The organism is Sphingopyxis sp. (assembly GCF_050916055.1).
GTDB lineage: Bacteria > Pseudomonadota > Alphaproteobacteria > Sphingomonadales > Sphingomonadaceae > Sphingopyxis.
The window spans coordinates 2936821-2952131 of record NZ_CP051527.1; the positions used below are offsets into that span (position 1 = coordinate 2936821).

16 protein-coding genes are annotated in these 15311 nt (G+C 67.3%); 5 read left to right on the forward strand and 11 right to left on the reverse strand.

Translation table 11 applies throughout. The features are described from left to right. Positions 1 to 65: 65 nt before the first annotated feature. From HEQ22_RS14280 to HEQ22_RS14290, 3 genes are all read left to right on the forward strand, one after another. Positions 66 to 482 (forward strand): septal ring lytic transglycosylase RlpA family protein, encoded by a 417-nt coding sequence (locus HEQ22_RS14280; protein ID WP_432768510.1) that lies wholly within the window; start codon positions 66 to 68, stop codon positions 480 to 482. A 220-nt stretch (positions 483 to 702) separates the two neighbouring features. Beyond that, entirely contained in the window at positions 703 to 1041 is a 339-nt protein-coding gene (locus HEQ22_RS14285; RefSeq protein WP_432768511.1) for a P-II family nitrogen regulator, read from the forward strand. A 17-nt stretch (positions 1042 to 1058) separates the two neighbouring features. Beyond that, positions 1059 to 2423, forward strand: a complete 1365-nt coding sequence (locus tag HEQ22_RS14290; RefSeq protein ID WP_432768512.1) for an ammonium transporter — start codon at positions 1059 to 1061, stop codon at positions 2421 to 2423. Between the two features lie 545 nt (positions 2424 to 2968). Here the strand turns inward: HEQ22_RS14290 and HEQ22_RS14295 are convergent. Continuing rightward, on the reverse strand, positions 2969 to 3343 hold the full coding sequence (locus tag HEQ22_RS14295) for a VOC family protein (RefSeq protein ID WP_432768513.1): 375 nt from the start codon (positions 3341 to 3343) through the stop codon (positions 2969 to 2971). 197 nt (positions 3344 to 3540) lie between these two features. On the opposite strand from HEQ22_RS14295, the gene HEQ22_RS14300 reads away from it, so the two are divergent. Beyond that, positions 3541 to 4083 (forward strand): winged helix-turn-helix transcriptional regulator, encoded by a 543-nt coding sequence (locus tag HEQ22_RS14300; protein ID WP_432768514.1) that lies wholly within the window; start codon positions 3541 to 3543, stop codon positions 4081 to 4083. Between the two features lie 124 nt (positions 4084 to 4207). Here the strand turns inward: HEQ22_RS14300 and HEQ22_RS14305 are convergent, their stop codons facing one another. From HEQ22_RS14305 to ybaL, 6 genes are all read right to left on the reverse strand, one after another. After that, complete coding sequence (locus tag HEQ22_RS14305; RefSeq protein ID WP_432768515.1) at positions 4208 to 5803, reverse strand: GMC family oxidoreductase; 1596 nt, start codon at positions 5801 to 5803, stop codon at positions 4208 to 4210. Between the two features lie 178 nt (positions 5804 to 5981). Beyond that, complete coding sequence (locus HEQ22_RS14310; RefSeq protein WP_432768516.1) at positions 5982 to 6896, reverse strand: sterol desaturase family protein; 915 nt, start codon at positions 6894 to 6896, stop codon at positions 5982 to 5984. Beyond that, positions 6889 to 7296, reverse strand: coding sequence for a hypothetical protein (locus HEQ22_RS14315; protein ID WP_432768517.1), 408 nt, complete (start codon positions 7294 to 7296; stop codon positions 6889 to 6891). The genes HEQ22_RS14310 and HEQ22_RS14315 overlap by 8 nt, the downstream gene beginning before the upstream one ends. Continuing rightward, positions 7293 to 7727: a TIGR01244 family sulfur transferase gene (locus tag HEQ22_RS14320; protein WP_432768518.1), complete on the reverse strand. Its 435-nt coding sequence runs from the start codon at positions 7725 to 7727 to the stop codon at positions 7293 to 7295. Before HEQ22_RS14320 ends, HEQ22_RS14315 begins: the two co-directional genes overlap by 4 nt. Before the next feature lie 64 nt (positions 7728 to 7791). After that, entirely contained in the window at positions 7792 to 9573 is a 1782-nt protein-coding gene (recQ, locus tag HEQ22_RS14325; RefSeq protein ID WP_432768519.1) for a DNA helicase RecQ, read from the reverse strand. A 181-nt stretch (positions 9574 to 9754) separates the two neighbouring features. After that, a complete protein-coding gene (ybaL, locus tag HEQ22_RS14330) occupies positions 9755 to 11410 on the reverse strand; it encodes a YbaL family putative K(+) efflux transporter (RefSeq protein WP_432768520.1) in 1656 nt (551 codons plus the stop codon). Between the two features lie 96 nt (positions 11411 to 11506). On the opposite strand from ybaL, the gene HEQ22_RS14335 reads away from it, so the two are divergent. Continuing rightward, the gene (locus HEQ22_RS14335; protein ID WP_432768521.1) at positions 11507 to 11893 is read left to right on the forward strand and encodes a hypothetical protein; all 387 of its coding nucleotides are present in this window, start codon (positions 11507 to 11509) and stop codon (positions 11891 to 11893) included. Between the two features lie 10 nt (positions 11894 to 11903). Here HEQ22_RS14335 and HEQ22_RS14340 read toward each other — a convergent pair whose 3' ends face one another. The 4 genes from HEQ22_RS14340 to lptC all read right to left on the reverse strand — a co-directional run bounded on the left by HEQ22_RS14340 (position 11904) and on the right by lptC (position 15308). Continuing rightward, complete coding sequence (locus HEQ22_RS14340) at positions 11904 to 13724, reverse strand: ABCB family ABC transporter ATP-binding protein/permease (RefSeq protein ID WP_432768522.1); 1821 nt, start codon at positions 13722 to 13724, stop codon at positions 11904 to 11906. Between the two features lie 99 nt (positions 13725 to 13823). Further along, positions 13824 to 13976 (reverse strand): hypothetical protein, encoded by a 153-nt coding sequence (locus tag HEQ22_RS14345; protein ID WP_432768523.1) that lies wholly within the window; start codon positions 13974 to 13976, stop codon positions 13824 to 13826. A 103-nt stretch (positions 13977 to 14079) separates the two neighbouring features. Continuing rightward, positions 14080 to 14673, reverse strand: coding sequence for an LptA/OstA family protein (locus HEQ22_RS14350; RefSeq protein WP_432768524.1), 594 nt, complete (start codon positions 14671 to 14673; stop codon positions 14080 to 14082). Then, entirely contained in the window at positions 14670 to 15308 is a 639-nt protein-coding gene (lptC, locus tag HEQ22_RS14355) for an LPS export ABC transporter periplasmic protein LptC (protein ID WP_432768525.1), read from the reverse strand. Before lptC ends, HEQ22_RS14350 begins: the two co-directional genes overlap by 4 nt. Between the last annotated feature and the right edge of the window lie 3 nt (positions 15309 to 15311).

Here is a 15311-nt window from a genome sequence, read left to right on the forward strand (position 1 = left end):
CGAACGGCGCTTGCGCCCGGCGCCCGCGCGGCGAAGAAGCGGCGCACGATCTTGGGGAGGTTTCGATGCGATATGCGACCGCAATGGCGCTGCCGATGCTGCTGGCGATGCCGGCCATCGCACAGGACCAGCAGCCGACGACCTTTGCTGGCGAAAGCGACGCACTGGTCGCCGTTAGCGACGGGGACGAGATCGGCAGCGGCATGGCCAGCTATTACGGCCGCGAGCTCGCCGGCAATCGCACTGCCAACGGCGAACGTTTCGACCCCGAGGGGATGACCGCCGCGCACCGCACCCTCGCCTTCGGCAGCATGGTCCGGGTCACCAATATGGCGACCGGGCAGAGCGTCGTCGTCCGCATCAACGATCGCGGCCCGTTCGGACGCGGCCGGGTGATCGACATCAGCCATGCGGCGGCGCGCGAGATCGGCATGCACCGCAGCGGCACCGCGCGCGTCAACATGACGCTGCTCAAGGAATAGCGCTGGGCTGCGACGCAGCCGCTACCGGGCCTTCCCGCTGACATCCCACCGCACGGCTTCGCCTAAAAATTAGGCAAAGCGCTGCCTCGGCTGCCCAGCAAACGAACGAATGTTCGCCTGAGCCGGCCCACGCCGTCACAAAATGTTAACTTTTCCAAGCCCCGCGCAATCTGGCACGGCTGTTGCAGTGCAACATTCGCCATTAGCACAAGGGGGCAACATGAAGCTGATCCTGGCAATCATCAAACCGTTCAAGCTCGACGAGGTGCGCGAAGCGCTTACCGGGCTAGGCATCGCCGGCATGACCGTGACCGAGGTCAAGGGGTTCGGCCGGCAAAAGGGGCAGACCGAAATCTATCGCGGCGCCGAATATGCGACCAACATGATCCCGAAGGTGAAGATCGAGCTCGTCTGCGACGACGCGCTTGCACCGCGGGTGGTCGAGACGCTCCAGCAAAGCGCCGGCACCGGTTCAATCGGCGACGGCAAGATTTTCGTCCTCGACGTGGGTCAGGCGGTGCGCATCCGCACCGGCGAGACCGGCGAGGCGGCACTGTAATGACGAAGGGGGAAATTATGACGTTCGCAAACAAATTTGCGGCGAGCGCCGGGGCCGTCGGCCTCTCGCTGTTCGCCGCGCTGCCCGCCTGGGCGCAGGAAGCGGCGCCCGCCGTCGCCGAAGCCGCCGCGCCGACGCCCGACAAGGGCGACACCGCTTGGATGATGATTTCGACCGTGCTCGTCATGGCGATGATCGTCCCGGGCCTCGCGCTGTTCTATGGCGGCCTCGTCCGCACCAAGAATATGGCATCGGTGCTGACGCAGATCCTGGCGGTCGCCGCACTCGCGATGATCATGTGGGTGATGTTCGGCTACAGCCTCGCCTTCGGCGGCGACGGCAACCAGTTCATATCGATGGGCAAGACCTTCCTGACCGGCGTCACGGCGGATTCGACCGTCGCGACCTTCAGCGACGGCGTCGTGATCCCCGAGTTCGTCTTCATCGCTTTCCAGATGACCTTCTCGGCGATCACCGTCGCGCTGGTCCTCGGCGGGCTCGTCGAGCGGATGAAATTCTCGGCGGTGATGGTCTTCGCGATCGTCTGGCTGACCATCGTCTATTACCCGATCGCGCACATGGTCTGGTATCTGGGCGGTACCGATGAAGCGACCGGCCTGATCTTCGGCTGGGGGGCGCTCGACTTTGCCGGCGGCACGGTGGTCCACATCAACGCAGGTGTCGCGGCGCTCGTCGGCTGCCTGATCATCGGCAAGCGCACCGGCTACCAGAAGGACATCATGGCGCCGCACTCGCTGACCATGACGCTGATCGGCACCGGGCTGCTGTGGGTGGGCTGGTTCGGCTTCAACGCCGGCTCGGCACTCGAAGCCAATGGCTCGGCTGGCCTGGCGCTGATCAACACCTTCACCGCCACCGCCGCGGGCGTCCTGTTCTGGATGCTCACCGAACGCGCGCTCGGCCACAAGGGCTCGCTGCTCGGCGCCTGTTCGGGTGCGATCGCCGGCCTGGTCGCCGTCACGCCCGCGGCGGGCAATTCGGGTCCGTTCGGCGCCATCCTGCTCGGCGCGATCGCCGGTATCGTCTGCTGCTGGTTCGTCATGAAGCTGAAGGCCAAGTTCGGTTTCGACGACTCGCTCGACGTGTTCGGCATCCACGGCATCGGCGGCCTGATCGGGTCGATCCTGACCGCAGTTACCATGCTGCCCGCGCTCGGCGGTCCGGCGGGCGACGATTATGTCCTCGGCAGCCAGCTGTGGATCCAGATCAAGTCGGTCGGCGTCGCCGTCCTCTGGTCGGCGATCGGTTCGGCCATCGCCTTCTACATCGCCAAGGCGGTTACCGGCGGGCGCGTTACCGAAGAGGTGGAGCGCGAAGGCCTCGACCTCGGCGAACATGGGGAGCGCGCCTACAATTATTGACGAGACAGGATACCCGTCGCCGCACGCTCTCTCTCCTTTCAAACGGCGGCGGCGGGGTCCTCACCAGGTTCCTCCTGCGAACCACTCAGGGCCGGGGCATCATGTCCCGGCCTTTTTTTGTCCGATGCTGCATTGCACAACATTTAGGCAGCGTTGCCGCTAATTTAGGCCTTTTCAACATGACATTAATATGGCATTCATTGCGTCAACAGTTTCAGGAGGGGAGAGCCTGAAAGGCTGGGCCGGGACGAAAGTCCCGGCCCTCTTTTTTTGTCCACCGGCCGTACACTGCAGAATATCCCACGAAAACCGCGGCTTACGCGTTGGGATTCGGCCATGCGCGGCGAGCGCCCTCCGGCTCGTCGATAAAAATCATGCGGCATGGGAACCTTTGCTGCCGCCGGCGCGTTTCATAAACCTGCCCGGTCGAAAGACAGGGTGGAAATTGGCTCTCGTCTCCGGATGGAAGCCAGGAGAGCCCCGCCGCAGAGATGCGACGGGGCTTACCTGTTTCTGGGTCCCGGCTGCCGCAGCAACGGCTCGCGTTACGCGCCCGCTTCGGACCGCGAGAACATGAAGGCGTTGCCGTCGGGGTCGTAAAAGGTGATCAGTTTCACCAGCCCCGGGATGTGCTGAATGTCGCCGTCCTGTCGCACCCCTTCGGCATCGAGATGTGCCTTGGCAGCGTCGATGTCCTCGACGTCGAACACATTGGTCGCGCCGCCGCCCTGCACCACCGCCTCGACCTGACTGAGCCCGATATTGACCCCCGCCATTGGCGTCGCAAGTTCGCACCAGCCGATCTCGTCGGCGCGGTAGAGCAATGTGCACAGCATCACCCGTTCGTACCAGGCGATCGCGGCGGTCATGTCGGTGACCCCCAGCGAACAGGTGAGTTCGGATCCGATCTTCAGCGCCATGGCGTTGCTCCCTTTGTGAACGTAGATTTCGAAGCCGCCGGCCATCGCTTCGTCATTGCGAGGAGCGAAGCGACGCGGCAATCCAGCGTGGCGTAAACAGCCCTGGATTGCTTCGCTTCGCTCGCAATGACGAGGTGAAAGGACGATTGCTTCGATTCCCGTTGCCTCGATGGTCCGGTTTTTATAGTTAGTTGCAAATGCCGTCAAGCGCCCCCGATCCGTTGCTGGTCCAGCTCGGCAGCCATCGCTGGCTGGTGCCGTTGCTCGCCGACCTCGCGGCGCACAAGGGCGCACGGTTCGTCGAACTGGTCCACCGGCTGGGGCTGCCGCGCGACAGCTGCACGCGCTCCCTCGACGCGGCGGCGGCGGTCGGCTGGGTGCGGCGCAACCCCGGCCACGGCCATCCGCTGCGCCCCGAATATATATTGACCGATGCGGGCGAAGCGGCGGCCGCGCGCGCCGCGGCGATCGCCGGCGCGCACGCGGCGATCGGCCTGCCGCCGGGCGGCGCGACGCGCTGGGGATTGCCGATCGTCGCGGGGATCGGCGCCGGCCACGACCGCTTCAACGCGCTGTCGCGGTTGCTGGCCCCAGCCTCGCCGCGCGCGCTGTCGCAGGGGCTGACCGCGCTGGGTGCGCATGGGCTGGTGACGCGCGATGTGGTCGACGGGCGGCCGCCAACGAGTCGCTATGCGCTGACGGGAAGCGGGACGGTGCTGGCCGAGGCGTGTGCATTCTGATCTCCCTCCCTGAAAGGGAGGGGCTGGGGGTGGGTCGCCAGGCATCGCCTCGCATCTGCCCCGTAATAAAAAAGAGCGCCTGCGGCGACCCACCCCTGACCCCTCCCTGAAGAAGGGAGGGGGATCAACCCAGCGCCGACGCCACGAAATCCGCCGCCCGCTCGCCGATCATGATGCTCGGCGCGTTCGTATTCCCCGACACCAGCCGCGGCATGATGCTGGCGTCGGCGACCCACAGCCCGTCGATGCCATTGAGCTTCAGCGTCGGATCGACCACCGCGTCGGCGTCGCTGCCCATCCGGCAGGTACCGACAGGGTGATAGACGGTGTCGGCGCGGTTGCGAATCAGCGCGTCGAGCGCGGCATCGTCGGCGAGATCGGCCGGATGGCGATCGACCCCGGCATAGTCCGACAGCGGCGGCGCCGCGGCGATGCGGTGCATCATCCGCACCCCGGCGCGGAGCGTCGCCATGTCGCGGTCGTCGGTGAGGAAGCCCGGATCGATCGCAGGCGCGGCGGCGGCGTCGGCCGACGCCAGCCGCACCGTGCCGCGGCTTTCGGGGCGCAGCACGCAGGCGTGGCATGAAAAGCCGTGGCCCTTGACCTTGGTCCGGCCGTGATCCTCGAGCATCGCGGGGACGAAATGATATTGGATGTCGGGCGCCGGCAAATCGGGGTGCGATTTCCAGAAGCCGCCCGCCTCGGCAAAGCAGGTCGTCATGATACCGGTGCGCCGGGTGCGATGCTCGAAAATCGCCTTCACCATCCGCCACGTGCCGCCGAGGCTGTTGCCGAGCGGATCGGTCGAGCGCGTCTCCCAGCTCGACACATAATCGATATGGTCCTGCAGGTTGGTGCCGACCCCGGCGCGGTCGGCGACCACATCGATGCCCATGTCGTTCAGATGCGCGCCCGGACCGATCCCCGACAGCATCAGGATTTGCGGGCTGCCGAACGCCCCTGCCGACAGGATCACCGCGCCGCGCGCGCGCAGCGTTTCGCGCTGCGCCCCGCGGCGGATCGTGACGCCCACGGCGCGGCCATTCTCGACCAATATCTTTTCGACCAGCGCTCCGGTGCGGATGTCGAAATTGGCGCGCCCGCGCAGCGGTTCGACATAGGCGCGCGCCGCCGACCAGCGCTCGCCCGCCTTCTGGGTCACCTGATAGAGGCCGAAGCCTTCGTTGTTCGGTAGGTTGAAATCGCCGGTGCGCGGCAGTTGCATTGCCGCGGCGCTTTCGACGAAACGGCGGCTCGTCACATTCGGCCAGCGCTGGTCCATCACATTGAGCGGCCCGTCGCCGCCATGATAGGCGTCGCCGCCGCGCTCATTGCCCTCGCTGCGTTTGAAATATGGCAGCACGTCGGCATAGCTCCACCCGCTCGCGCCGAGCGAGGCCCACTGGTCGTAATCGAACTGGTGGCCGCGGATATAGACCATCGCGTTGATCGCGCTCGACCCGCCGAGCCCGCGCCCGCGCGGCTGGTATCCGGTGCGGCCGTTCAGTCCCTTTTGCGGCACGGTTTCATATTGGTAGTTCGACGCTTTGGGAATGAAGGGCATGAAGCCCGGCGTCTTGACCCGCGCGATGTCGTTGGTTCCGCCGGCTTCGATCAGGCACACCGTGCTTTTGCCATCCTCGGCGAGCCGCCCCGCCGCTGCGCTCCCCGCGCTGCCGCCGCCGATGACGATGATGTCGAACTGATCCCCAGAACTCATGCGCGCCGCTCCCCTCGCCACCCGTCGGGTGGTCCATCGCCACTTACATGAATGTCATTAAGCGGCGTGGCAAGTCCAATACACGTCGCCCCCGCACAGGCGGGGGCCGCTGGAGGTTTACGCCTTCTTCGCCGGACAAGGCCGACTACGGCCCCCGCCTGCGCGGGGGCGACGGACATTATTCCGCCGGTTCCTCCACCGGCCGCCCCGCGGCCCAGCGCTGCTTGATCATCGCGCTCGTCGCGCGGCTGCCGTCGTGGCTCCAGCCGGGTTCGCGCCAGATATAGGAGAGCTTGTGCCGCCAAGGCGCGTGCCAGACGTCCTTTGCGATGCCGACCCATTCGTGGACTGCGGCCCAGAGGATGTTGAAGCTGCCGAGCTGCTTGACGATGCCGTAGCGCACCGGCTCGTTGTCGCGTTCGGGCACGAAGCTGCCGAACATCTTGTCCCAGATGATGAACACCCCGGCATAATTGGCGTCGAGATAGCGCGGGTTGACCCCGTGGTGGACGCGGTGGTGCGACGGGGTGTTCATCACCGCCTCGAACCATTTGGGCAGCCGCTTGATCGCTTCGGTATGGATCCAGAATTGGTAGATCAGGTTGAGCCCGGCGCAGAAGAACACCATCGCGGGCGGAAAGCCGATCAGGAACAGGGGCAGGCGGAACAGGAAGGTCAGGCTGAAAAAGCCCGTCCAGGTCTGCCTGAGCGCGGTCGACAGATTATAATGCTGCGAGCTGTGGTGGATGACATGGCTCGCCCAGAACCAGCGCACGCGGTGGGCGCTGCGGTGGAAGGCGTAATAGGCCAGATCGTCGAGGAAGAAGCAGAGAATCCACGCCCACCACCACCCGGCAAATTCGATGCCGATGTCGAACAGGCGAAACTGGTACACCCACACCGAAGCCGCGATCACCCCCGCACCGACGAGCGCGCCGGCGACCTGGCTGCCGGTGCCGAGCATCAGCGAGGTCAGCGTGTCGCGCGCCTCGTACCGGCTTTTGTCGGCGCGCAGCGCGATCACCATTTCGGCGATCAGCAGCAGGATGAAGGCGGGCACGGCATAGACGACCGGATCGGGGAGTTCAGGCACGGCCAACCTCCCGCATCCGGCTGGCCCACATCCCGGCGTCTCTGCCGAGGTGCAGCGTCACCGCGCCAAAGGTCTTTTCGGGCATCGTCAGGGTCAGGAAATCCTTGTCGAGCCGCCCCATCACGCTGGCGTCGATCGGGCGCGCGGCAAAATGATTGCCGTGCGCGCGGACCAGCATCTGGCGGCCTGCGGCATTGCGGACGATCGCAGCGAACCCCGCGCGGTCGCGCGCGACTTCGATGCCGCGAAATCCCGCCTCGGCCTCTTCGGCGAGGCGGATCGCGTGCGCGTCATCCTCGATCCGGGGATCGGCGCCGAGCCCCATGCGCCTGACCAGCCAGACGACGAACAGCACCGCGAGCACCGATCCGCCGAGCTGGACAAGCTGGGCGAGGGTCACCGCTCGCCCGCCAGCGCGTCGAGCATCGGACGCAGCCCCGACAGGTCATAACCGGCGTTCGCCGCCGCTTCGCAAATCGCATCGACATCGTCGCCGGCGCGCGCGCGGGTCAGCGCCCACAGATGCGTCGAGCGCGTCCCCGAGCGGCAATAGGCGAGCACCGGCCCGGTCGCCGCTGCGAGCGCGGCATCGAGCGCGTCGAGCTGCGGATGGCTGAAGCCGGCATGGCCGATCGGGATGGCGGCATAGGCCATGCCCTCGGTGGTCGCCGCGCCGGCGATGTCGTCGCCCTGCGGCGCCTCAGGCTCTTCGCCGTCGGGGCGGTTGTTGACGATCATCGCAAAACCCGCCGCCTTCGCTTCCGCGACATCCTCCAGCGAGATTTGCGGGGCGACGCTATAGTCGGCGGACAGGGTTCGAAAATCGCTCATGGCCGCGATGTATAGGACGCGCACTATCGCTGACAAGCGTGAAAGCCGCCGGCGAGCGGCCCGCCTAGAAGTTCCGGATTACCGCCAGAAACGCGTCGCCCCATGCCTCGAGCTTTTTGGCGCCAACGCCGGGGATGGTCCCCATCGCATCGGGCGTCGCGGGCTTTTCGGTCGCCATCGCGCGCAGCACCGCGTCGTGAAAGATCACATAGGGCGGCACATTGGCTTCGGCGGCGAGTTCGCGCCGCGTGGCGCGCAGCGCGTCGAACAGCGGATCGCCGATCGGATTGGCGACCGCCGCGCCGGCACCGCCGCGCGCTTCGCGCCGCGTGCGTTTGACCGGCGGCGCGGCGATCAGCACCGTTGCCTCGCCCTTCATCATCGCGCGCGCCGCCGGGCCGAGCATCAGCCCGCCATGCTCGGTCGTCTCGAGCGCCTCGCGCGCCACCAGGGTGCGGACGAGCGGCTTGATCAGCCGCGCCTCGTCGCCCGCGACGATCCCGAACACCGACAATTTGTCGTGCCCACGCCCCACGACCCGCTCGTCGCTGCGCCCGGTCAGCACCGCCTCGACATGGCCGACGCCATAGCTTTGCCCGGTGCGATACACCGCCGACAGCAGTTTTTGCGCGAGCACCGTGGCGTCGATCTGCGCCGCGGGGTCGAGGCAATTGTCGCAATTGCCGCAGCGCGCCGGCGGATCCTCGCCGAAATGGCGGAGCAGCGCGGCGCGGCGGCATTCGACCGTTTCGACCAGCGCCGCGAGCGCGTTGAGCCGCGCCCGCTCACCCGCGACGCGCGCCTCGGGCAGCTCGGACAGTCGCATGCGCGCCTTGGCGAAATCGTCGGCGCCCCACAGCATCAGCGCCTCGGCGGGATCGCCGTCGCGGCCCGCACGCCCGGTTTCCTGATAATAGCTTTCGATCGATTTCGGCATCGCGGCATGCGCGACGAAGCGCACGTCGGGCTTGTCGATGCCCATGCCGAACGCGACCGTCGCGGTGACGATGCCGTCCTCCGACGCGACGAAATCATGCTGGACGCGCGCCCGCACAGCAGGGTCGAGCCCGGCGTGATAGGCCGCCACCGGCCGCCCCGTCGCCTTCGCCAATTGATCGGCCAGCCGCTCGGTGCCGCTTCGCGTCGGGCAATAGACGATCCCCGGTCCCGGATTGGCGGCGATGAAGTCGACGAGCTGGCGCGCCGGAGTGACGCGCGGGCGCATCGCATAACGGATGTTCGGCCGGTCAAAGCCGGCGAGAATCAGCCCGGCGTCCGGAATGCCGAGCTGGACCAAAATGTCTTCGCGTGTGTGCTTGTCGGCGGTCGCGGTCAGCGCGAGGCGCGGAACGTCGGGAAAGGCGTCGAGCAGCGGGCGCAGCAAGCGGTAGTCGGGGCGGAAGTCGTGCCCCCATTCGCTGACGCAATGCGCCTCGTCGATCGCGAACAGCGCCGGGGTTCGTGCTTCGAGCAGCGCGCGAAACCCCTCGCCCGTCGCGCGCTCGGGCGCCACATACAAAAGGTCGAGGTCGCCGTCGCGGTAACGCTGCCGCGTCTCGGCGCCATCGGCATCGACGCTGGTCAGCGACGCGGCGCGAATGCCGGCCGCGCGCGCGCCGCGCAGTTGGTCGTGCATCAGGGCGATCAGCGGCGACACGACGACGACGCAGCCAGCGAGCGCCACCGCGGGGAGCTGATAGGTCAGCGACTTGCCCGCCCCGGTCGGCATCACCGCCAGCGTGCGCTCGTGCGCCATGACGCGGTCGATCACCTCGGCCTGCCGACCGCGGAAATGGTCGAAGCCGAAGGTCGATTTCAAGAGCGGGAGGAGCGCGGCGGCGGACATTGTGGGTGGGCGATAGGCAGTTTACGAAGGCGGGGAAACCCCCGACCTCAACCATTCCAATCCTTTTCCCGTTTGCATCGAGCGAAGTCGAGATGCCGGTCGACCTCGCGCGACGCTGAGAGGTGTCTCGACTTCGCTCGACACGAACGGAACGATGGTTGCGTTTATTCCAACGTCAGCATCAAACCAAAGTCAGCATCGCCCGTTCGGCCATCCGCGCCGCGGTCTCGCGTTCGGCCATCACGACATGGTCGGCGCCGCGCCGCACCAGATCGGCGACCTCCTCGTCCGAATGGGCGCGCGCGACGATCACCAGTTTCGGATTGATCGCCCGCGCCCGCCGCACGATCGCCCCCGCCTCGACTCCCTCGGGGATGGCGATCAGCAGGGTCGAGGCGTCTTCGAGCCCGGCCTGCCGCAGGATGCTTTCCTTGGTCGCGTCGCCGACGATCACCGTCGCCCCGGCGTCGCGCGCCGCGCTCGCCATGTCCTTCTGGTCCTCGATCACCGTCAGCCCTTCGCCGCGGCCGCAGAGCAGGCCGCCGATATGGCTGCCGACGCGCCCATAGCCGATCAGCACCACCCCGGCGTTGCACGGCGCCGGCACATCGACGCCGATGTCCGCGACCGCGGCGGGCGTTTCCTCCGACCGGATGCGCCGCACCGCGAGGGTGAACAGGATCGGGTTGAACAGGATCGACAGGATGGCGCCGGCCAGGATCAGGTCGCGCCCGGTTTCGGGCAGGACGTCCAGCCCGACCCCCAGCCCGGCGAGGATGAAGGAGAACTCACCGATCTGCGCCAGGCTGACCGACACCGTCATCGCGGTCTGGTTCGGGTGGCCGAAGGCGCGAACGATGGCATAAGCGGCGAGCGATTTACCGAGCACGATGATCGCGACGGTGGCGAGCACCGGACCCGGCTGTTCGACCAGCACGCTGGGGTCGAACAGCATGCCGACCGAGACGAAGAACAGCACCGCAAAGGCGTCGCGCAGCGGCAGCGTCTCCTCGGCGGCGCGGCGCGACAGCTGGGTCTCGCCCAGGATCATCCCAGCAAAAAAGGCGCCGAGGGCAAAGCTGACGTCGAAGACGATCGCGGCGCCGAACGCGACCCCTAGCGCGATCGCCAGCACCGCGAGCCGGAACAGCTCGCGCGACCCCGTGTGCGCGACCCAGTGGAGCAGCCACGGCAGGATGCGCCGCGCGACGATCAGCATGAAGGCGACGAAGCCGACGACCTTCACCAGCACGATCGCCGCCGATTGCAGCAGGTTGGCATTGCCGCCCCCCATGCCGGACCCTTCGTCGCCGCGCCCGCCGAACATCGTCGGCAGCAGCACGAGCGCGAGCACCATCGCCAGATCCTCGACGATCAGCCAGCCGACCGCGATCCGCCCCTTTTCGGTTTCGACCATGTCGCGCGCCTGCAGCGCGCGCAGCAGCACGACGGTCGAAGCGACCGACAGCGCGAGCCCGAACACCGCGCTGCCCGCGACCGACCAGCCGAGCCATAGCCCCAGCGTCATGCCGAGCCCGGTCGCCACCGCCATCTGCCCGATCGCTCCCGGCACCGCGATCCGCCGCACCGACAGCAAGTCCTTCAGCGAAAAATGGAGGCCCACCCCGAACATCAGCAGAATGACGCCGATCTCCGCCAGTTGCATCGCCAGCCCGGTGTCGGCGACGAACCCCGGCGTGAACGGCCCGACGAGGACCCCGGCGAGCAGATAGCCCGCGATCGGCGAAATTTTCAGCCGGTGCGCCAACGCCCCCATCAGGAACGCGACGCCCAGCCCGGCAACGATGGTACCGATCAGGGTGGTGTCGTGCGGCATGGAATATGCCTAGGGGGCGGGAGCGCGGGGGGTCAAGGCAACGCAATCATTTTCGTTGTCATTGCGCCTCGTCGCACCTTTTTCTATCTTCCAACGATGCCGAATGGACCCGAACAGGCCGCCTATTGGCGCGATTTTGTCATCGCCCGCTGCGGTTATCCCAACCCGGCACGGCTAGCCGAGCAGTTCGACGGCGCCGAACTGGCCGAATTTTGCGCGTGCGGATGCAACAGCTTTGGCGTCCGGGTGCAACCGGGCACGCCGCCGCTAGCGCGTAGGGGAAAATCGGCTGGGGTCGTTTTCAACGCCGACTTCGCCGTGACCGATAGCCGCCAGCTCGAGATCATGCTGTCGGTCGATGTCGCCGGCAACCTCGACCGGGTCGATGTCAGCTGCAACGCGAACAGCGACCCCGTGCCGCACGCAATTCCGATCGACCTGGAGCCGTTCCATATTTGGACTTCGAGAGCACTGATCGTCTGACCCGCGCGGATCAGGCGTCGACCGTCCCCTCCTCCACTTCCGCCTGCTGCCGCGCCCACATGTCGGCGTATAGTCCGCGCATGCGCAGCAGCTGGTCGTGGGTTCCCGTTTCGGCGACGCGGCCATGGTCGAGCACGATGATGCGGTCGGCGGCGGTCACCGTCGACAGGCGGTGCGCGATGACCAGGGTCGTGCGCCGCGCCGCGATGCGTTCGAGCATGTCCTGGATCGCCGCCTCGGTGCGGCTGTCGAGCGCGCTGGTCGCTTCGTCCAGAATCAGCACCGGCGGGTTTTTGAGCAACGTCCGGGCGATCGCGACGCGCTGTTTCTCGCCGCCCGACAGCTTCAGCCCGCGCTCACCGACTTCGGTATCATAGCCCTGCGGCAGGATGCCGATGAAGGCGTCGATCGCCGCGCCTTCGGCCGCGGCGGCGATGTCGGCGGCGCTCGCGCCTTCGCGGCCGTAGCCGATGTTGTAGCCGATGCTGTCGTTGAACAGCACCGTGTCCTGCGGCACGATGCCGATCGCGGCGCGCAGGCTTTGCTGCGTCACCCCGGCAATATCCTGGCCGTCGATCGTGACCCGCCCGCCCTGCGGATCGTAAAAGCGGAAGAGCAGCCGCGCGATCGTCGATTTGCCGGCGCCCGAGGGGCCGACGATCGCCAGCGTCTCACCGGCGCCGACCGCGAAGCTGACTCCGTTCAGGATCGTGCGGTCGGGCTCGTAGCCGAACACGACATTGTCGAACGCCACCGCGCCGCCATCGACGGCCAGCGGCGGCGCCCCGGCGACGTCGCGGATTTCGGGCGGGGTGTCGATCAGGCGGAACATCGCCTCCATGTCGATCAGCCCCTGGCGGATGACGCGATAGACCATGCCGAGCAGGTCGAGCGGACGGAACAGCTGGGCGAGCAGCGTGTTCACCAGCACCACGTCGCCGACCTTATACTCGCCGGTCGACCAGCCCCACACCGTATAGGCCATCGCGCCCGCCATCGCCGCGTTGGTGATGAAGCTCTGCCCGATGTTCAGCCACGCGAGGCTGTTCTCGCTCTTCACCGCGGCAAAGGCATATTGATCGGCGACATGGCGATAGCGCGCCGCCTCGCGCGCCTCGGCGCCGAAATATTTGACCGTCTCGTAATTAAGCAGGCTGTCGACGCTGCGCCCGACGGTCAGCGTGTCGAGGTCGTTCATCTCGGCGCGCAGCGCGTTGCGCCAGTCGGTCACCTTGCGGGTGAAGATGATATAGACGACCACCATCAGCGCGGTGGCGCCGGCGAGGCCGAAGCTGAACTTGGTCCAGAAGATGATCAGCACCGCGGCGAGTTCGATCACCGTCGGGGCGATGTTGAAGAGCAGGAAATAGAGCATCGTGTCGATGCTCTTCGTCCCGCGCTCAATCACCTTGGTCACCTCGCCCGTGCGCCGCGCGAGGTGAAAGCGCAGGCTGAGCGCGTGGAGATGGGCAAAGGTTGCGGTCGCGAGCTCGCGCGTCGCATCCTGCCCGACGCGTTCGAAGACGACGTTGCGCAGATTGTCGAACAACACCCCGGCAAAGCGCGCGCCGGCATAGGCGAGCACCAGCCCGATCGCCAGCGCGACGCCCTGTTCCATCCCCGGCACCATCGCGTCGATCGCGGCGCCGTACAGAAAGCCCATCGACAGCTGGACGCCCTTCGACGCCAGCACGATCAGCGCCGCGACGACGATCCGCAACTTGTGTTCGGTGTGCCCGGCGGGCCAGAGATAGGGCAGGAAGCGCCGCAGCGTCGCAAGGACGGGCGGCTCCTGGGCCGCCTCGGCGGAGGAGAGGGTGTCGGGCGGCATCGCCCCCGCATGTAGGGGCGCGCGGGCCGAACGCCAAGCGGCGTCGGCGCCGACGCGCTACTTCACGCCGGTTACTTCGCGGCGGCGCGCGAAATTCGGCTACCGCGAATCGCGATAGCCGGCGCGGCGGAGCAGGCGGTCGATCAGCCGCCGTTCGCCGGGCGTCGGGCCGGGAGGCTCGGCGTTACGGGTGATGTCGGCGTGCGGGCCGGGCGCCGGACGGCGCGGCGGGACGAGCGGGGAGAAGCGCATGGGCAGGGCCTTTGTCGGTCGCGACGCCGCCCCTGCGCCGCGGATGTTCTGGTCCCTGCGGCCAGAATGCCCGCTTATGCTTACGATCGGGTAAAGGCGCGGGTCACTGCGTCCGTTCGGGCACGGTGAAGGTGCCCGTCACGCGCCCGCCGGTGCCGCCCTGCACCGGATTGCCGTCAGGCCCGCGCGCACCGCCGCGCCCGTCGACCGTCGCCCGCCCCGAATTGAGGTCGATCACCAGCCGTCCGCCGCGCAGATTGTTGCCGCGCTGGCGCAGTTCGACATTGCCGACCATCGTGATCAGCCGCCGGTCGAGATCGTAGATCGCGACATTGCCCGACGCGCGCTCGTCGCCCTTGGTCACCACCACGCCGCCGGTCGCGTCGAGGCGGTTGACGTCGGTGCCGCCCGACCGCGTGTAGGCGACCGTCATCCGCTGCGAGGTCACGGTCATGCCGGCCTGCGTTACCCGCACCCCGCCCGCCAGGATGACGCGGTCGGCACGGTCCTGGACCTCGATCACCCCGGCATCGAAATCGACCGGGGCGCTGCTGTTGTGGTTGGCGAGCGCCTGTGCCTGCGCGGCGTCGCCGCCGGTGCCGCCCGACAGGATCGCGAGGCTGGTGAACAGGAACGCCGCGCCGCCGAGCGCGACGCTCTCCAGGCCAAACAGGCGCGGCTTCGACTGGCCGTTCATTTGATGACTCCCTGGTTGATCCGCAGCTTGGCATTGCCCGTGAGGCGGACGATGCGCGCGTCGAGATCGGCGTAAAGCTGATTGGCCGAAAAGCGGCCGATGTTCAACGTGCCGTCGACGCCCCCGGTGCCGGTCAGGCTGCGGGTCTTGAGGTCGACCGAAACATTGGTCGCGTCGATGCGATAGCCCTCGGCGCTGTTGACGCGCACCGCGCCGGGCACGAGCATCTTTTCGGTTTCCATATCATATTGGGCGGCCGTCGCGGCGATCGTCGCCGGCCCGTCGGCGAGGCGAATCGCCCCCGACAGGTCGGTCAGGCGGACGACCGGCTCGGCGCTCGATTTCTGTACCGCGCTCCCCGCGAGCAGCGCGAACGGCTGGCCCTTGCCGTCCTGGCCGCGATATTCGGCGCGCGTCACCTTCATCCGCTCCTGCGCCACCTCGACCTTGTCCTTGGCGAGCAGGAAGCTGATTTCGGCGCGCTGGGTGAACGGCGAAAAGATCAGGACCGCGGCGACCACGCCGATCACGAGCGGCAGGCCGAAGCGCAGGATGCGCACGATGCGGTCGTGATTCGACCCGCTCGTCGCCCACAGGCGGCGCATCGTGCGGTCGAGATCGGCGCGTTCGGACATGAT